This is a genomic window from Bradyrhizobium brasilense (assembly GCF_029714345.1).
Classification (GTDB): Bacteria; Pseudomonadota; Alphaproteobacteria; order Rhizobiales; family Xanthobacteraceae; genus Bradyrhizobium; species Bradyrhizobium australafricanum.
In genome coordinates, this window is the sequence record NZ_CP121669.1 from 1,415,833 (window position 1) to 1,434,811 (window position 18,979).

Genomic DNA, 18,979 nt, shown 5'->3' on the forward strand with positions numbered 1-18,979 from the left:
GATGAACGAAGCTGCGCGCAATTGGCCGCTTGCTTGTTCCAGCGTCCGTACTAAACCGGTATCCCGCGACGCTGTCCCGGATTTGAAGTGCCAGTCACAATTCCGGCGTACTCCGTCTTTCAATGTCGCTCGCTTTTCACGTCGATCTCGTCGTCAGGGCAAAATGTCATCCAGGATTCATTTTCTTTCCTCCGCCGCGGCGATCGCGGCGTTGCTCGCCGTTTCCTCGCCAGTGTTTGCCCAATCCGACGATTCCGATGCTGAAATGCGGATCGAGCGGCTCGAGAACCAGCTGCGGCAGCTGACCGGTCAGAACGAGGAACTGCAATACCGCAACCGCCAGCTCGAGGAGCGGCTGCGGCAGCTTGGCGGGCAACCGCCCGGCCCAGGTGGACAGGCTCCGGCGGCTCAGCCCGGCGTCGCGGCGGTTCCGCCGGCGCAGCAACCACAGGCCTACCCGCAAGCGCAGCCGGGCTACGCCCAGCCCCAGCAAGGCTACGGCCAGCCGCAGCAAGGATATGGCCGGCAGCCGCAGGGCGGCTATGACCAGCAGCAGCAGATCGCGGCGCCTGCGCCGATCGCGCAGGAGCCGGCGCCGGCGGCTTCCGGCCGCCGCGGCCGCGGCGATGCCTTCGATCCGAACCAGAACCCGAATGCCCCAGGGGCGCCGCGCGCACTTGGCGGCGGCGGGATGCCGATGCCCAGTGAGGCGGCGGTTGGTGCGCCCGGCGGCCGTGGGGCAGGCGAGCCGCTCAATCTCGGCAACACCAGCCCGCAGCGTGCGCCCGGCGCGAGCGCAGCCCTGACCACGCTGCCGCCGTCGGCGACGTCGAAGGACGAGTTCGACCTCGGCATCGGCTATATGCAGCGCAAGGACTATGCGCTCGCCGAAGAGACGATGAAGAACTTCGGCCAGAAGTATCCGAACGATCCCCTGGTGGCGGACTCGCAATACTGGCTCGGCGAAAGCTATTTCCAGCGCCAGCAATATCGCGATGCTGCGGAGACCTTCCTCGGCGTGACCACCAAGTTCGACAAATCCGCGAAGGCGCCCGACGCCCTGCTGCGGCTCGGCCAGTCGCTGGCTGCGCTGAAGGAAAAGGAAGCGGCCTGCGCCGCGTTCGGCGAGATCACGCGGAAGTACCCGCGCGCGTCCGGCGGGGTCAAGGCTGCGGTTGACCGCGAGCAGAAGCGCGTGAAGTGCTAAACCAGATGCGGGAAGGCCGCTTCCGGCCTCTCCGCCAGCAGCTGGTTTTGCGATGCCCGACGATCAATCCGCCATCCCGGCACGGGACGCCAAGCGCCTGTTCGCAGGCCTTGCGGGCGCGCCGGCGCTCCTGCTTGCGGTGTCCGGTGGTCCCGATTCAGTCGCGCTGATGTGGCTCGCCGCGCGCTGGCGCCGCGCGCTCGCGCAGGGACCGCGGCTGGTGGCGGTCACGGTCGATCACGGCCTGCGCCCTGAAGCGGCTCGCGAGGCGCGCGACGTCAAGCGGCTGGCGCGAAATCTCGAGCTGCCGCATCACACGATGCGTTGGACCGGACCAAAGCCTGGAACCGGCGTGCCGGCGGCCGCGCGCGCGGCCCGCTACCGACTGCTCGCGCAGGCCGCGCGCAAGCATGGCGCCACGCATATTTTGACCGCGCACACCCGTGACGATCAGGCCGAGACGCTGTTGATGCGGATGCTGCGCGGCAGCGGCGTTGCGGGCCTCTCGGCAATGGCGCGCGAGACCGAGCGCGACGGCGTCTTGCTGACACGGCCGCTGCTCGACATCTCCAAGGCCCAGCTGATCGCGACGCTGAAGAAGGCGCGCATCGGCTTTGCCGACGATCCGACCAACCGCGATCGATCCTACACGCGTCCACGGTTGCGCGCGCTGATGCCGATGCTCGCGGAGGAGGGCGGCGACGCGCGGAACCTGGCGCGGCTTGCCGCGCGGATCGCGCGCGCCAATGCCGCGCTGGAGGTGCTGGTCGACGGCGCCGAGCACTATCTTGCGTTGAAGAGCGAGGATAATTCCGGCGCGGGCTTCGATGCTGCGCTGTTCGCGGTGATGCCCGAGGAAATCCGCGTCCGTCTGCTTAAGCGCGCCATCGACCGCGTCGGACATGAGGGCCCGGCCGAACTCGGCAAGGTCGAAACCCTGCTCGCCGCGATGGACGAGGCCTTGGATGGGACTTTGGGAAAACGCGAATCCAAGCTGAAACAGACCCTTGCCGGAGCGGTCATCAGCATCGCCGCCGGCCGTATCAGGATCGGCCCGGCACCGCCCCGCCGGGGGCGCTCTCGCTGAGCCGGGTTCGATTGTTTCAATCGCTGTCATAATCGGGCAAAGAGGCTTAACCACCCCGGAAAAACACCGGATTCAGCGCCATTTTTTGACCGGGAATCGCGCTAGGATGCGGTAAATAGTCGTGCGTGGTTCCCTTGGCATCTACCCCAGCGGCACCTAAATTGTATGCCATCGACGGGATGGATTCCCTGGGGATTCCCACAGAGCCTGCCCAAGGATAGAGAGAGGCCGCGATCCGCGCGACCACGAAGGAAGACCATGAACGCCAATCTGCGGAATTTCGCCCTCTGGGTCATCATTGTCCTGCTGTTGCTGGCGTTGTTCACGCTTTTCCAGAATCCTGGCCAGCGCTCGTCGTCCTCGGACATCTCGTTCTCGCAGCTTCTCACTGAGGTCGATCAGGGTCATGTCCGCGACGTCGTGATCCAGGGGCCGGAGATTCACGGCACCTTCAACAACGGCACGAGCTTCCAGACCTACGCGCCGAGCGATCCGACGCTCGTGAAGCGCCTCTTTGACGCCAAGGTGCAGATCACCGCGAAGGCGCCCGGCGATAACGTGCCGTGGTTCGTCTCGCTGCTCGTCTCCTGGTTGCCGTTCATCGCGCTGATCGGCGTGTGGATCTTCCTGTCGCGGCAGATGCAGGGCGGCGCCGGCAAGGCGATGGGCTTTGGCAAGTCGCGCGCCAAGATGCTGACCGAGGCGCATGGCCGCGTCACCTTCGAGGACGTCGCGGGTGTCGACGAGGCCAAGCAGGACCTGCAGGAGATCGTCGAATTCCTCCGCGACCCCGGCAAATTCCAGCGGCTCGGCGGACGGATTCCGCGCGGCGTGTTGCTGGTCGGCCCTCCCGGTACCGGCAAGACGCTGATCGCGCGCGCGGTCGCGGGCGAAGCCAACGTGCCGTTCTTCACCATCTCCGGTTCTGACTTCGTCGAGATGTTCGTCGGCGTCGGCGCGAGCCGCGTCCGCGACATGTTCGAGCAGGCCAAGAAGAACGCGCCCTGCATCATCTTCATCGACGAAATCGACGCGGTCGGCCGTCATCGCGGCGCCGGCCTCGGCGGCGGCAACGACGAGCGCGAGCAGACGCTGAACCAGCTGCTGGTCGAGATGGACGGCTTCGAGGCCAATGAGGGCGTGATCTTGATCGCGGCGACCAACCGTCCCGACGTGCTCGATCCCGCGTTGCTGCGTCCCGGCCGCTTCGACCGCCAGGTCGTGGTGCCGAACCCGGACGTCGTCGGCCGCGAGCAGATCCTCAAGGTTCACGTCCGCAAAGTGCCGCTGGCGCCGGATATCAACCTCAAGACCATCGCGCGGGGCACCCCGGGCTTCTCGGGCGCCGACCTGATGAATCTCGTCAACGAGGCTGCGCTGACCGCCGCCCGCCGCAACAAGCGGATGGTGACGCAGGCCGAGTTCGAAGAGGCCAAGGACAAGGTGATGATGGGCGCCGAGCGCAAGTCGCTCGTGATGACCGAGGAAGAGAAGTTGCTGACGGCCTATCACGAGGGCGGCCACGCCATCGTCGGCCTCAACGTCGTCGCGACCGATCCGATCCACAAGGCGACCATCATTCCGCGCGGCCGTGCGCTGGGCATGGTGATGCAGCTGCCCGAGCGCGACAAGCTGTCGATGTCGCTTGAGCAGATGACTTCGCGCCTTGCCATCATGATGGGTGGCCGCGTCGCCGAAGAGCTGATCTTCGGCCGCGAGAAGGTGACCTCGGGCGCCGCCTCCGACATCGAGCAGGCGACCCGCCTTGCCCGCATGATGGTGACGCGCTGGGGCCTCTCGGAAGAGCTCGGCACCGTCTCCTACGGCGAGAACCAGGACGAGGTGTTCCTCGGCATGTCGGTCTCGCGCACGCAGAACGCGTCCGAGGCGACCGTGCAGAAGATCGACTCCGAGATCAGGCGTCTGGTCGAGGAAGGCTACAACGAGGCGACCAAGATCCTCACCGAGAAGCGCGAGGACCTCGAGGCGCTCGCCAAGGGCCTGCTCGAGTTCGAGACGTTGACCGGCGACGAGATCATCGACCTCTTGAAGGGCAAGAAGCCCAATCGCGAGTCGGTGCTGGAGCCGTCGACGCCGCGCGCATCCGCCGTGCCGCCGGCCGGCAAGCCGCGCCCGCGTCCCGATCCGGACACCGGCATGGAGCCGCAGCCGCAGGCGTAAGCCTCGCCCGCGATGGCCGGCACGTCCGGCAAACCAGTTGTGCAAAAGCTCGGCCTCAAGCCGGGCTTTTGTATTTTTGTCGACGGGTTGTCCGTTCCCTACGGCGACGTTGTCGGCGAGCTGCCCGCCGATGTGCTGGTGACGAAGACCGCACGGGCACCGCTCGATGCCGTGCACCTGTTCGCCGCCAAGGCCGAGGGGCTTGCGGCCAGGCTGCGGCGTTACCGTCATGCGATCGCCCCTGACGGCATGATCTGGGTGTCGTGGCCGAAGAAGAGTTCGGGCGTCGCGACCGATCTTACGGAGAGACAGGTCCGCGAAACCGGGCTCGCGAGCGGCCTGGTCGACGTCAAGGTCTGTGCGGTCGATGACGTCTGGTCGGGACTGAAATTCGTGATCCCGGTCAAGGACCGCGGCAAGCGCTGAAATCGCGCCTTTCGAATATCCGTGGCCTCCGCTGCGGCGCCGTGGCATCCTCGCGCCAAGCCGTCAAACGGCACGGCCGCGTTGTCTGAAGGCGCGGCAAGAAAAAGGGGAGGGGAGGCTGATGCGCAAGGCATTCGGCGCGCTTGGCGCCATTTCGTTCCTGCTGCTGCCCACGTCTTCCATCGCCGCCGAGATGCGCGGCGTCACATCAACCGAAATCAGGATCGGCCAGACCATGCCCTATAGCGGGCCGGTGTCGGCGTTCGGCGCGCTCGGCAAGGGCGAAGCCGGCTATTTCAGGATGCTGAACGATCGCGGCGGCATCAATGGTCGCAAGATCAACTTCATTTCGCTGGACGATTCCTACGCGCCGCCGAAGACGGTGGAGCAGACGCGCCGCCTCGTCGAGAGCGACGAGGTCGCGCTGATCTTCTCCTCGATCGGCACCGCGCACAACACCGCGATCGCAAAGTACCTGCAGGGCAAGAACATCCCGCAGCTGTTTCTGGCCTCCGGCGCCTCGAAATTCGGCGACGTCACGCAATTCCCGCAGGCGGCGATGGGCGTGCAGGCGCCGTTCCGTTACGAGGCACGGCTCTATGCGCGTTATGCGCTGGCGAAGAATCCGAATGCAAGGTTCGCCGTCATCTCGCAGAACGACGACTACGGCCGCGACTATCTCGCCGGCCTCAAGGACGTGCTCGGCGAGAAGTATGAGTCTCTGGTCACGGTTGCGACCTATGAGATCACGGACCCGACGATTGACTCCCAGATCGTCAAGCTGAAGGCCACCAATGCCGACGTCTTCGTGATCGCGGCGACGCCGAAATTCGCGGCGCAGTCGATCCGCAAGGCCTTTGAGATCGGCTGGCGGCCGATGACCTTCCTGTCCAACACCGCGGTGTGGATCTCGACCGTGATGCAGCCTGCCGGCGTCGAGGCCGGCACCGGCATCATCTCCACGGCCTATGTGAAGGATCCGGACGACCCGGCATGGAGCGACGATCCCGGCATGAAGGGCTGGCGCGAGTTCATGACCAGATACGTGCCGGAAGGCGATCAGCACGACACCAATTACGTCAACGCCTACAACAGCGCGATGGCGCTGGAGGCGGTGCTGAAGGCCTGCGGCGACGATCTCTCGACCGAGAACATCCTGCGTCAGGCATTCGCGATCAAGGGCCTGGAATTGCCGATGCTGCTGCCGGGCATCAAGGTCAACACCTCGCCGGCCGACCACGTGCCGGTCGATCAGATGCAACTGATGCGCTTCAACGGCAAGACCTGGGATCGCTTCGGCGAGCTTCAGACGGGGAATTGAGGGTGGGGCTGATCGCGCTTGAACTGTGAGCGCCATGATCAAACCCGTCATCCTGAGGAGCCGCGCAGCGGCGTCTCGAAGGATCGACGGCCCGACTGGTGGCCGATTCATGCTTCGAGGCTCGCCCAGCGGCGCAAGGCTCGCACCTCAGGATGACGGGACGACGATGCGATTTTGGACTTATGCAGCGTCGGTTAGTTCGTGCTCTGACCCGCCGCCGCGCCGGCTCTCTTCTCGTCCGAGCGCACATGGATCACGGCGATGTCGTCCTTGTACAGCCGCTTCCAGCCTTTCAGGTGATCCAGCGCGTTGCCGGCGGGAGAGTCCGAGCTCAACAGCGTGGCATCGATCCGGTATTTGTCGAGCAGGCCCAGCAACTGGCCGACGTCGCGGGCGTCGAGCGCATCGTAGTAGTCGAGCACGAATTGCTCGCCATAGAGCTCGGCGCGGCCGTCGATGAACACTTTCATGTCGCGGCTGACCATGTAGCCGCCGAACGGCGCCGTGCTGAACACGCGCTGCGCCTTGTGCTGCTGCAGCACATCGACCGCGGCAACGGGCGAGAACATCGGCAAGAACTTGAACTGATGCTGCGCGACGAACATCGCCGTCGTCACCCACGCGCCGATCACCATCGCGATCACAGCCAGGATCGTGACGACGGGGAATGAGCGCGTTTCTCCGAAGCGGGCGGCGGTGGCGCCTGCCGTTCCCCATTGCTCGGCGATCGGCTTGGCGAGCACCAGCGGAGCGATGAACGCGAACACCTCGATGTTGCGGACATGGCTCAGCGCCATCCAGATCAGCCCGAGCAGCAGCAGGATCCGCGGCACCGACAGCATCAGCCTGCGATGGCAGATCAGGCCGATCAGGCCGAGCAGCGTGGCTTCGAAGAAGCTCGGCTTGCTGAAATCCGCCGGCTTCCATTCCCCGATCAGCGTCAGCAATTTGCCGAGGCTGAGGATCTTGGTCGCGCCCAGCAGGCTGTTCCAGCCATAGGGCGTCAGGCAGCTCGCGGCCAGCGCGGCGAGGCCGAACAGGCCCCATCGCACGACAAGCTGGCGGCGGCGGCTGCGCTCCGCGTTCCACACCGCCTCCAGTCCGATCGGTCCGATCAGCGCCAGCCCGAGAACGAAGCCGCCATGCAGATTGGCCCACAGCGTCATCAGCGGCAGCAGCCACCATGACGGTGAAGTGCGGCGATCCGCGGCCGCGAGCAGGCCGCCGATGAACGCCAGCAGCACCGGCAGCGCCAGCACATGCGGCCGCGCCAGAAAGTGGATCGTCGACAACAGCAGCGCCAGCGCCGCGATCAGGAGCGCGCGCGCCGGATCGAAATACGGGCTCAACAGATGCAGGAAGATCGCGACCGTCGCGCCGATCGCCATCGACGACAGGATCACCGGTCCGGCCCAATCGCCGCCGTATACGAGCGCGTACACCACCTGCGACAGCCACGAGCTCGAGATCCAGGGCTCGCCGAAACGGGTGAACGAGAACACGTCCGACGTCGGCATCGCGCCGTGTTCGAGGATCCACTGTCCGACCCTGATCTGCCACATCGTGTCGGAATCGCGCAGCAGGATTTCGCCGGCCGAGAGATAGAACAGATAGGCACCCACGGCGGCGCACAGCGGCACCAGTCCTCGCGCCGCGCTACGGCTGCTCACGCTGCTGGTGATGGAGAGTGACATGCGCTTTCTTGCTTGTTTCGGCCGGGGGCATCCAGAGCCCAACGCCACGCGTGACGCCAGCGCGCACTCGACCACGGCTTCCGATAAATTCGGGTAAATGCCGCGGCGATATTGCGAGTGTGCGCAAGATCAGATGTCTCGATTTCGAGCGATTACCATCGCGGCCCTGATCCGGTCGGGGAGGGGTCGGAGCGCCGCCGGCTCAATCAGAGGTGGTACCGGAGGTTGCAAAAAATCCTTACAATTCCAGCTTGTCATTCAGTCTGAATAGTTGTTCACTTCTTCAGGCGATTGCGGGATCAATCGCTCAAAACGTTGAAGACTCGTGTGTTCTGCCGGTGGGCGCCGGCGGGGCGCACGGCGGGGGGACGGAACGCCATGGTCTACCGGCGAACTCATCAGGTCGTGAAACGGCTGGCCGCGCGGCGCAGCGCCATCCTGTCGGCTGCGCGGGACGCGGCGGCGGCGGGCGGTATGGCAGCGGTCCAGATCGCACCCGTCGCGGTGCGGGCCAATGTCGCGGCCGGAACGGTCTACCGCTATTTCCCGTCGAAGGCCGAGCTGATCTCGGAATTGATCACGGAAGTCTCGCGCGACGAGCTCACGGCGATCCGGCGTGCCGCCGATGCCGCGCCGGGGCCGTCATCGGCGCTGGCCGCCGCGGTGACGACGATCGCGGTCCACGTGCTGTCGCAGCGCAAGCTCGCCTGGGGCATTTTGGCCGAGCCGGTCGACGTCGACGTCACCGCCTCGCGCCTCGCCAGCCGCCGCGACATTTCCGGTGAGCTGGCCATGCGCATCGATGCCGCGGTGCGCGCCGGACACCTGCCGGCGCAGGACACGGCGCTGGCCGCCACCGCCTTGCTCGGCGCGCTGCACGAAGCGCTGGTCGGCCCGCTGGCGCCGGCCAATCTCGACGATCCGATCAAGCTGCGTGACGCGGTGCAGACCGTGACGCTGCTTGCGCTGCGCGCGGTCGGCGTGATGGACGCACGCGCGCGTGGCCTCGTGGTGCAGGCGACGACTCCGGCGAAGGCGCTGGTCGGCGCCTGAGTCCAGGATGAGGCCAACGCGCGCGAAGAACACTTCTGTCGCATTGGCGTTGTAGGTTTCGGGGCTGGGCTCAACCACCTCACGGAGCAACCCATGACGACGACCCATGGCTCGGCCAAATGGCAGGGCGGCATCAAGGACGGCAAGGGCGCGATCTCGACCAAGAGCGGCGCGCTCTCGGATTACCCCTACGGCTTCGCCAGCCGTTTCGAGGGCAAGCCCGGTTCGAACCCGGAGGAGTTGATCGGCGCTGCGCACGCCGCCTGCTTCACGATGGCGCTGTCGCTGATCCTGGGCGAAGCCAAGCTCACGGCGGAGCATATGGAGACCAAGGCCGATGTGACCCTGGAGAAGGTCGCCGACGGCTTCGCGATCACCGCGGTGCATCTGACGCTATCGGCGAAGATCCCGGGCGCCGACAATGCGACGTTCCAGGAACTGGCCGGCAAGGCGAAGGCCGGATGTCCGGTGTCGAAGCTGCTCAACACCAAGATCACGCTCGACGCGTCATTGCAGGGCTGATCGCGGCGCGGCGGGTTAGAGCGTTTCGAGCGAAACAGGCACCGGTTCGCGTGAAGAAAACGCGTCAAACTGGAATCTAGAGCTGCGCGTCGCCCTTCGGGCCGACCGAGGCGATACGCAGCATGTTGGTGGTGCCGGGCGCGCGCAGCGGCACGCCGGCGACGATGATGACGCGCTGGCCGGCCTTGGCAAAACCGTCGCGGAACGCAATCGAGCCGGCGCGGTCGACCATGTCGTCGAGATCGTGCGCGTCCTCGGCGACCACGCAATGCACGCCCCACACCACCGACAGCTTGCGGCCGGTGACGAGGTTCGGCGTGATCGCGACCACCGGCACCTTGGGGCGCTCGCGCGCCACGCGGATCGCGGTCGAACCTGACGACGTCCAGCAGATGATCGCCGACAGGTCGAGCGTCTCGGCGATCTGCCGCGCGGCGTCGGCAATGGCGTCACCCACCGTCGCTTCGGGATCGACGCGCTGCGCGTTGATCACGTTGCGATAGGTCGGGTCGCGCTCGACCTCCTCGCCGATGCGGTTCATGGTGGAGACTGCCTCCACCGGGAATTTGCCGGCGGCGGATTCCGCCGACAGCATGATGGCGTCGGCGCCTTCGTAGACGGCGGTGGCGACGTCGGAGACTTCGGCGCGCGTCGGCACCGGCGCCTGGATCATCGATTCCAGCATCTGGGTTGCGACCACCACCGGCCTGCCGGCGCGGCGCGCCATCCGGATCATCTGCTTCTGCAGGCTCGGTACCCGTTCCAGCGGCAGTTCGACGCCGAGATCGCCGCGCGCCACCATCAGCGCGTCCGACGCTTCGATGATGTCGGCAAGGCGGTCGATCGCCTGCGGCTTCTCGATCTTGGCCATCACGGCGGCGCGGCCGCGGATCATCTTCTTGGCCTCGATCACGTCCTCGGCGCGCTGCACGAAGGACAGCGCGACCCAGTCGATCCCCTCCGGCAGCGCAGCTTCCAGGTCGGCGCGGTCCTTTGCGGTCATCGCCGACACCGGCAGATCGGTATCGGGCAGGCTGACGCCCTTGCGGTCCGACATCTTGCCGCCGATCACGACGCGCGTGACCGCGCGCTCGGGCGAGGTTTCCTCGGCGATCAGCCGCACCTTGCCGTCGTCGAGCAGCAGCGCATGGCCCGGGCGGAGCGCCGCGAGGATCTCCGGATGCGGAAGCTGGACGCGGCTGTTGTCACCCGGCGTCTTGTCGGAATCCAGAATGAAGCTCTGGCCGTTCTTGAGCTGGGTCGCGCCTTCCGCGAACGAGCCAAGCCGCAGCTTCGGCCCTTGCAGGTCGACCAGGATGCCGATCGGCCGGCCGTAGCTCGATTCGACATTGCGGATGGTCTTGACCAGCTCCCGCATCTTGTCGTGCGGGGTATGGCTCATGTTGATGCGGAAGACGTCGGCGCCCGCCTCGAACAGCTTGCGGATCATCGCGCTGTCTGAGGAGGCCGGGCCGAGCGTTGCGAGGATCTTGATTCGACGCAGTCGTCTCATGGTTTGTTTCCGGGTGGTGCGGCTGGCGGCAGACCAGACGCGCCCGGCGGCGCTGCGCCCGGCGGCGGGTTGGGCAGGCCCGGCATCGCCCCGGGACTTCCTGGACCCACGCCGCCCGGCATTCCCGGTACTTTCTGCGGCTGTTGTTCGTTGGCTTCGGTCAGCTGGACGGTCCATGCACGCTGCTCGCCGGTGTCGACCTCGAAGAAGCCGGTGCGGTCGAACCCGCGCGCCAGGCAATTTTCGGTGCCCTTGATGGTGAATTCCTTGTCGCGCGAGCACATGAAGGCCTGGCCGGACCATTCGCCGCCGCGATCATAGTCGAGAGCGTAGATGTAGTAATAGCGCGCCACAAGGTTGCCGCGCAGCAAGGTCTCGCAGGTGCGCGACGACACGTTCCACCAGCCCTCGGTGGTCCAGCCCTCGGCGTCCTTGTAGCCGAGCGCGATGCCGACGCGGCTCGAGGTGTTGTTGCAGAGCCGGAAATCGGCCGCCGCCGGGCTCGTCCACAGGCAGGCCGCGACCAGCGCCAGCACCGGCAGGAGGCCGGCCAACGTCAGACGGATATTGCGGGGAGCTGAGGCGAGGGAATCTGTTGGGCTCATGCAGCGAAGCTATATCAAATCATGGACGATTTCGCGTGCCCGGCCGGCACTGTCAACGGGCGGGCGCCCGTCTGCGACGCTGTCGGACCATGGCCAGGGTGGCCGGACCGGTCCGTTTTGCGCGCCGATATGGCAAAATCTGTGACAAATCGCGATTGCCAAAAATATCACAGCGATACCGTCTCCTTGGGCCGCTGGCGGGCCGCTGCTTGATGCCGTGCCGGTAAGGGGGGCGGGCCGCCCTCCGGCCCGCGCAGAGAGATGACAAGGGCACCTCCGAGGCCCTTCCCTGTGCCGGGCCGTAAACGGGCGGACAGAGCAAGCCACGACGAAAGGTAGGCTCGTGCCGCGCGGACCCGCGAGGGATTGATAATTTGCCAGTCGCCGGTCACGGCGCTTTGATCGCGGCATGCCCCGCCGCCGCTACACGAGATGGTCCGGTCGCTACCCGCCGGGTAGCCCCGCCGAGTGGATTGCGGACGGCCATGCCACCTGTAACGTCCGGTGCCACGGGTGCAGCCGCATGGTCGATATCCGCCTCGACATGCTGCCGCAGGACCGGCCATGGTCCCGGGTGGGCTGGTGCCTCGTCTGCCAGGAATGCGGAGCTGCGGGCGCGGTGAACATCGTGCCGACTGGCACGACATGGTCGGGCGCGCGGTTCCGTTCTCGCCGGGGTGGAAGTTATGAAGTTCTGTGCTCGGTGCGACAATGGCCGGTGGGTTTGTGAGACCCACCCGGATCGGCCGTTCTTTGGCGATCGGGCGTGCAACTGCGGCGGTGCTGGCGCACCTTGCCCCGCCTGCAATCAGACCGATCCCGCCGATCCGGAAGACTTGCCGGAGATGCCAGAGGACTTCGCACCCGACATGTGGCGAAAAAAATGAAGGATCGGGCCGATCGATTACTGTGGGGGAACTTAGGGAGGGGTTGACCCGGCTCGCGATGGCCGTGTTCATGCAACCATTGCGATAATGCCGCCGAAAGCCGGGGGGCTGCGGACGTGACGCCTGATGAATTTATCCGAAAGTGGAAGAACGTCGAACTGAATGAGCGAGCGGCGGCTCAATCTCATTTCATCGACCTCTGCCGAATGCTAGGCGAACCCGCTCCAACGGACGCCGATCCGACGGGCGAGTGGTACGCATTTGAGCGCGGTGCCACCAAGACGACTGGCGGCGAAGGGTGGGCCGACGTTTGGAAGCGCGATCACTTTGGGTGGGAGTACAAGGGCAAGCGTAAGGACCTCAAAGCGGCCTTCGCGCAATTGCAGCAATATGCTCTGGCGCTCGAAAATCCGCCGCTGCTGGTCGTCTGCGATATGGACCGGTTTGAAATCCACACCAACTGGACCAACAGCGTTTCGGCGGTCCATCAATTCGGCCTCGACGATCTGCGCGATGCCAATATCCGGCAAAAACTCAAATGGGCATTCTCTGATCCTGAGCAGTTGAAGCCGGGCAAGACCCGGCAAACGCTCACCGAGGAAGCCGCCGCCGAATTCGCAAAGCTTGCCCAACGCTTGCGCGATCGAGGCCATCCCGCCGAGGTTGTCGCCCATTTCATCAATCGGCTGGTTTTCTGCATGTTCGCGGAAGATGTCGATCTTCTTCCAAACAAGATGTTCAAGCGGATGCTGGAACATGCCTCCTCGCGGCCAGAGGAGTTTCATGCGCTTGCGAGCGACCTATTTAAGGCCATGCAATCCGGAGGACGGGTTGGCTTCGAACATGTTGCATGGTTCAACGGCGGGCTGTTCAACGATGACACGGCGCTGCCGCTGGATAAGGACGACATTGCGCTAACACTGGTCGCGGCTAATTTGGATTGGGCTGAAATCGATCCGTCCATTCTCGGCACACTGTTTGAACGCGGCCTTGATCCGGACAAGCGCTCGCAGTTGGGCGCACACTACACGGATCGGGAAAAGATTATGATGATCGTCGATCCTGTGATCGTGCGTCCATGGCTCGCAGAATGGGAAAGGGCAAAGGAGAAATTAGCAAGTTCAGTAGAGAAATCTCGCTCGGCGAAATCGGCAAGCGCGCGCACGAAAGCCCACGATCAGGCCGTCGCTGATTATCGCTCCTTCTTGAATAAGCTTCGCGCATTTAGAGTTCTCGACCCAGCATGTGGGTCGGGCAACTTCCTTTATCTCGCACTTCTTGCGCTCAAGGATATCGAACATCGCGTCAGCATCGAAGCGGAAGTCATGGGTCTTCAACGCGAGTTCTCGCAGGTCGGCCCAGCCGCAGTCAAAGGGATTGAAATCAATCCCTACGCCGCAGAGTTGGCGCGCGTTTCCGTGTGGATCGGCGAAATTCAATGGATGCGACGGAACGGCTTCGGTGTCTCCGACCGACCGATATTGAAGCCTCTCGATCATATCGAGTGTCGCGATGCAGTGTTGAATGAAGATGGCAGCGAAGCGATGTGGCCGGATGCTGACGCAATCGTCGGCAACCCGCCCTTCCTCGGCGACAAGGCCATGCTGAGTGTCCTTGGTACGGCCTATGTCGACAAATTGCGTTCAAAGTTCGCTGGTCGCGTGCCGGGCGGGGTCGATTTGGTTGTTTACTGGTTCGAAAAAGCTAGGGCTGCAGTCGAAGCCGGCTTATCCAAATCGGTCGGGCTCGTGTCCACGCAAGCTATTCGCCGCGGCTCGAACAGGTTCGTGCTGGACAAGATTTCAGAAGGCGCAACCATCTTCGACGCTTGGGCAGACGAGCCATGGGTGGTGGACGGAGCGGCTGTTCGCGTTTCGCTCGTCTGTTTCGCCAGAGAGATGGACGATCCACGTCAATATCGTTTGAATGGCAAACGGGTCGCCTCAATCCATGCCGATCTCACCGGCGATACTGTCGATCTGACGAAGGCTCTGCCCCTGCCGGAAAACGTCGGATGGTGCTTCCAAGGACCGGTAAAGGTAGGGCCATTTGATGTTACGGGCGACACGGCAAGAAACTGGCTACAGTTGCCGCGAAACCCAAATGGGCGATCTAATTCCGACGTTGTTCGCCCGTGGCTGAATGGACAAGACGTGACAAGACGGTCGTCGGACCACTGGATTATTGACTTCGCTGACATGCCCGAGAAAGAGGCAGCGATATACGAAGCACCATTCGAGTACGTTCGACGGAACGTGAAACCGTTGAGGGACAAGAATAATCGCGAGCGCCGCCGAATTTTCTGGTGGCAGCATGGAGAGACTGTTCCCGGATTGCGCAAGAAGACGATCGGGCTGGAGCGTTTGATCGCCACGCCTCGTGTTTCGAAGCATCGCATTTTTGTCTGGGTCTCACCAAAGGTGTTGCCCGATAGCCGAATAAACGTAGTGGTTCGCGACGATGATGCCACATTTGGCATTTTGCATAGCCGCTTCCACGAGGCTTGGTCGCTTCGACTTGGCGGTTGGCATGGCGTTGGCAACGATCCGCAGTATACGCCAAGCACAGGGTTCGAGACATTTCCGTTTCCGGTCGGACTTGCGCCGAATATCCTGGCTGCGGCTTATGCGAATGGTCCGCGCGCGACACAGATCGCTGTGGCGGCCGACCGATTGCATAAGTTGCGCGAGAACTGGCTAAATCCCGCCGACCTAGTCCAACGGAAGCCGGAGATTGTCGCTGGCTTTCCCGAGCGCGTCGTTCCGATAAATGAGCATGCGGACAGGGAATTGAAGAAACGCACCCTTACCAAGCTCTACAATGAGCGACCAACGTGGCTGGTGAATGCTCATGCCGAGTTGGACGCCGCTGTCGCCGCCGCATATGGCTGGCCCGCTGACATTTCGGAAGAAGATGCGCTAGCGCGGCTGTTTGCCTTAAATCAGGAACGGGCCGCAGCAGCGAGTGCTGCCGAGATGCAAGACGAGCCTGCGGACTGAGATCAAGCGGCGGTGGAAAGCGGCCTATTGCACCATCCTCTGGCCTATTTCTCTGAGCCAGCCGATTACCTCATCTCCCGGATCGCACTGAGCGAGACGGGCGTGGGACATCCTGGCGACCGCCGCTGTGTTGAGTTGCGTTTTTGCCCTTGATGTCTTTTTCGCGCATTTTTGCGGATCGTCGATAGGCCAAGGCGCCCCTCCTCCAGCCGCGAGGACCGCCTGCGCAACAAGAGCGGGTACGTCGTCAAAGTCTGCGAACGGCGCTCCGAAATTGACCACTATGTTTTGCTGTTGGTAGGCTTCCCGAATGGCATCCTGATGGAGGAAGTTCTCCATTTCACGCTTGCTAGTCGTAACCGCCGAGCAACCCGGGCGCGCGTTTACCTCTGCGGCAAACTGATCATATTTCCCGGGTTGAGGCGGCGGATTGTCGCGGTCGTAAATGTGCAGTTCCGGCCTGTTGAGGGGTTCGAGCCGAGTGGTCCAATACGCGAGATTGCAACCTCCGAATGGGAAGAAGATGAGTTCGCCAGATATCTCAAGCGCCTCAATATCCGGCACGTCCACTCCATCGGCCCTAAGTGCCTTGCTCATACCCTTGAGGAAGGAGATATCGTGCTTTCCTTCTACGCCCACGAACAGCTTGACCGAATGGTCCGGCAAAACGCCGAGAGAGTGAGCGATCCGGGCATTTGTAGTGGGCCCGCCAGTTACTATAGTTCGATTTCCGTTTGGTTGAGCCTCAATAAACCGCAGGGAGGCATCGGGCAGCGCTCGGGCAAGCATGGGCGTGTGGGTGGTCACAATTACCTGCCGCCCAGCGGTCGCAGACAGGTCAGACAACGCGGACATCAACATGCGTTGGTTTCGCGGATGCTGGCCCGTCTCGGGCTCCTCAATCGCATAGATGACCGAGCCGGCCTGCCTCTCGATCGCTGCCTTCTCGGCCTTCGCCCTAAAGAAATTCAGGAGTACAAGGCGTTTGACCCCGCTCCCTCTCTTGTTGAGAGGAATTCCTTCATCGCCCGTGATGCTGGTTTGGAATAGGCTATCCCACTTCTTCGTAGCAATAATGGGATTGAGAGTTTGGGCGACCGATGCATCCATCTCCTTGATCTTCTGAACGGTTGCCTCCGCTATCTTGCGCACCTCAGCTTCCACATGGGCTTGGACCTTGGCTAAATCCTGCTCGACAGCCTTGAGCGCATCGCGAATGGCTGCCTTTAGTGGGTCCTGCGCCTCAGCGTCTTGGTCGGTGCTCGCTCTGTCGGATTTGAACAGGGCAAACGTCGGAAGGTAGGGTGTCAAAGTAGCCCAGATTTTCCCGCCCTCTTTCTCCAAAGAGACAGGCCCTAAGTCCAGCTTGAGCGCTTCTGTGCGCTGCCAGATCGCCGCCCGGATTGGTGCATTAGCTTGTTTGTTCACCTCGGTGAGGTCGATCCCGAGTTCGTTGGCTCGCGCGATAAGCTCCGTCTTTTTCAATTGCAGTAAGTCATTCACTCCGTCTTCGGTGGGGTGTACCGCAATGGCTTCCACCGAGGTAAGCTTGGGGGTCACGAGTGAGCCGTCATACGTCTTGCGGATTTCGAGCCGGCCCTCCAAATTGACGAGATATTCAGCCTCTAAATTGGTCTCGTAGTCTGCATCCAGGATGATCTTCTCAGGAAGATCATCAAACTCACACGTAATGCGGACTGCCTTGCGATCGCCCGAAAGGCAGGCGTCGTCTTTGTCCGGCTTGGCCTCGTCAAAGAAGATCGCGAGGCTATCCATGATTGTGGATTTCCCGACGTCGTTTCGTCCCACAATCGCGGTGATGTCGTCGAAATCGATGCAAACTTCGTCTTTGAAACAGCGAAAGTTCTCTAGCTTCAATTTGGTTAGTTTCATGTAGCCCCCAGTACAACTACAGGGGGCATGCTAATACATGATGTTCGGCGCGCGGATATCCGTAGAATTGCGGTGTGACGGCCGACGGAGACGCAACCCGACGCGATCCGCGAATTGTGCCAGCGGGAGCGGCCCTAGCTCAGGTGCTAGGGCCGCTGGTGAGCCCAAGGCGCGGTACACCCCCTGCGCTCGGTCCCACTAGAGCCGAAAAGCTCAAGGTTGCATAGCGCGACGGGAAGACTGGTCCAGCGGTCTTGCGGTCGCAGGGCTTTTACCATGTACTCGTCGAATTGACGGAGACAGGAATGAACGACGTTTTTGGTAGCCGCCCCGAGGATTTCCTAAACCGTGGCCTCAAGGCGGCAGTTGGTGCCTTGCCGGTGGTTGGTGGCACGCTCAACGAATTCCTAGCGTTCGTAATAGGTGACCCCGCGCAGGAACGCCGCGATGATTTCATGAAGGCGACGCTGGAGCGCGTAATCGCCCTAGAGGTTACCAGTGAGCGCCTTCGCCCCGAGAACCTGCGCGACAACGAACAATTTCAGGCTACGTTCATTCAGGCCGTGCGCTTAGCAACGACAACCGCTTCGGCCGACAAGAAGAAACTGCTGCAAAACGCGATCATCAATTCGGCCGTTGGCGATGTTGACGAGACGGTCAGGCTGCTCTTCGTCCAGATGCTGGATCGCATCACGCCGATGCACGCAGTGCTGTTGTCGTTTTTCGATAACCCGCGAAGCAATACTGCGGCCGTCCGGAAAGCTGAGAGTATATCGCTGGGCGGAGCCTTTGCGCACCTGATAGAAGCCGCATTCCCTGAAATTCACAGCAACGGCGAGTTAATGACCCGCATGGTCCTTGATCTCCACAGCATGGGACTAACAACGACGAACTCCGTGCAGGCCATGATGACCGGCAGCGGACTGCTAGAGCGCCGTTCTACCGAACTGGGTCGGTCGTTTTTGGCGTTTATCAGCGATCCAGAAACGAAGTCAGTGCCCTGATGCGAGCGCCGCGCCTATGTCACAGAAGCAGATCAAGGAGGCTCTCGGCCTCATCTTTCAGGGTATCGGAATGCTCCAAACTGAATTCGCTCACAGGCAGTTCACGATCGACGGCCGTTTGGTCGGCGATATAGGAGAAATTATTGCAGCAACGGAATTCGACATTGAGTTGGATGACGTAAGCCGAGCGATCCACGATGGCAAAATGCCCGATGGCCGTGGGGTTCAAATCAAAGCGACGTTTCAAGATCATCTAACGTTCAAGACGATCCCCGACCTCTATCTCGGCTTTAAGCTGTTCCGAGACGGTACCCATGAGGTCATATTCAACGGGCCGGGTCGGATCATCTTCGATCATTACGCTGGCCGGGCGGGCATTGGAGAGAAACTCCTTCGCTTCCCGAACACTGTGCTCAAGAGGCTATCGGCTGACATCCCGGATAGCAGTCGGGTACCGAAGAGATTGTCCGTTCTGGCCTAAGGACCATTGGGCGGGTCCTACCGATCCAGCAATCCGGCGCGGGTACGCGGGACCGCGCGCCTTTCGCATATTTGCCCCGGCCGTTTCCGGGTTTCGGTTCCCGATG

The 18,979-nt window shown here is 62.9% G+C and carries 14 protein-coding genes; 10 read left to right on the forward strand and 4 right to left on the reverse strand.

Translation table 11 applies throughout. The features are described from left to right. Positions 1–163 precede the first annotated feature (163 nt). From ybgF to QA635_RS06365, 5 genes are all read left to right on the forward strand, one after another. Positions 164–1,207 (forward strand): tol-pal system protein YbgF, encoded by a 1,044-nt coding sequence (gene ybgF / locus QA635_RS06345; protein ID WP_283067906.1) that lies wholly within the window; start codon positions 164–166, stop codon positions 1,205–1,207. Between the two features lie 52 nt (positions 1,208–1,259). After that, entirely contained in the window at positions 1,260–2,294 is a 1,035-nt protein-coding gene (gene tilS, locus QA635_RS06350; protein ID WP_283067908.1) for a tRNA lysidine(34) synthetase TilS, read from the forward strand. Positions 2,295–2,552: 258 nt separating this feature from the next. Next, entirely contained in the window at positions 2,553–4,475 is a 1,923-nt protein-coding gene (gene ftsH / locus QA635_RS06355) for an ATP-dependent zinc metalloprotease FtsH (protein ID WP_057018122.1), read from the forward strand. A 12-nt stretch (positions 4,476–4,487) separates the two neighbouring features. Further along, positions 4,488–4,901, forward strand: a complete 414-nt coding sequence (locus QA635_RS06360) for a DUF3052 domain-containing protein (protein WP_283067911.1) — start codon at positions 4,488–4,490, stop codon at positions 4,899–4,901. A 121-nt stretch (positions 4,902–5,022) separates the two neighbouring features. Continuing rightward, entirely contained in the window at positions 5,023–6,222 is a 1,200-nt protein-coding gene (locus QA635_RS06365) for an ABC transporter substrate-binding protein (RefSeq protein ID WP_283067913.1), read from the forward strand. A gap of 194 nt (positions 6,223–6,416) precedes the next feature. Here QA635_RS06365 and QA635_RS06370 read toward each other — a convergent pair whose 3' ends face one another. After that, entirely contained in the window at positions 6,417–7,916 is a 1,500-nt protein-coding gene (locus QA635_RS06370; RefSeq protein ID WP_283067915.1) for a hypothetical protein, read from the reverse strand. A 378-nt stretch (positions 7,917–8,294) separates the two neighbouring features. Here QA635_RS06370 and QA635_RS06375 point away from each other — a divergent pair, with 378 nt between their 5' ends. Further along, the gene (locus QA635_RS06375) at positions 8,295–8,969 is read left to right on the forward strand and encodes a TetR/AcrR family transcriptional regulator (RefSeq protein ID WP_026191806.1); all 675 of its coding nucleotides are present in this window, start codon (positions 8,295–8,297) and stop codon (positions 8,967–8,969) included. 93 nt (positions 8,970–9,062) lie between these two features. Continuing rightward, entirely contained in the window at positions 9,063–9,491 is a 429-nt protein-coding gene (locus QA635_RS06380; RefSeq protein WP_016841620.1) for an OsmC family protein, read from the forward strand. A 76-nt stretch (positions 9,492–9,567) separates the two neighbouring features. On the opposite strand, the gene pyk is transcribed toward QA635_RS06380, so the two are convergent. Continuing rightward, on the reverse strand, positions 9,568–11,004 hold the full coding sequence (pyk, locus tag QA635_RS06385; protein WP_076828028.1) for a pyruvate kinase: 1,437 nt from the start codon (positions 11,002–11,004) through the stop codon (positions 9,568–9,570). Continuing rightward, the gene (locus QA635_RS06390) at positions 11,001–11,609 is read right to left on the reverse strand and encodes a DUF1036 domain-containing protein (RefSeq protein ID WP_038377731.1); all 609 of its coding nucleotides are present in this window, start codon (positions 11,607–11,609) and stop codon (positions 11,001–11,003) included. Before QA635_RS06390 ends, pyk begins: the two co-directional genes overlap by 4 nt. Positions 11,610–12,612: 1,003 nt before the next feature. On the opposite strand from QA635_RS06390, the gene QA635_RS06395 reads away from it, so the two are divergent. Next, a complete protein-coding gene (locus QA635_RS06395) occupies positions 12,613–15,495 on the forward strand; it encodes a class I SAM-dependent DNA methyltransferase (RefSeq protein ID WP_283067923.1) in 2,883 nt (960 codons plus the stop codon). Positions 15,496–15,519: 24 nt separating this feature from the next. On the opposite strand, the gene QA635_RS06400 is transcribed toward QA635_RS06395, so the two are convergent. Continuing rightward, the gene (locus tag QA635_RS06400) at positions 15,520–17,388 is read right to left on the reverse strand and encodes an ATP-binding protein (protein ID WP_283067925.1); all 1,869 of its coding nucleotides are present in this window, start codon (positions 17,386–17,388) and stop codon (positions 15,520–15,522) included. A gap of 305 nt (positions 17,389–17,693) precedes the next feature. Here QA635_RS06400 and QA635_RS06405 point away from each other — a divergent pair, with 305 nt between their 5' ends. Next, a complete protein-coding gene (locus QA635_RS06405) occupies positions 17,694–18,392 on the forward strand; it encodes a hypothetical protein (RefSeq protein ID WP_283067927.1) in 699 nt (232 codons plus the stop codon). 16 nt (positions 18,393–18,408) lie between these two features. Further along, entirely contained in the window at positions 18,409–18,873 is a 465-nt protein-coding gene (locus tag QA635_RS06410) for a DUF6998 domain-containing protein (RefSeq protein ID WP_283067929.1), read from the forward strand. The last annotated feature ends 106 nt before the right edge of the window (positions 18,874–18,979 follow it).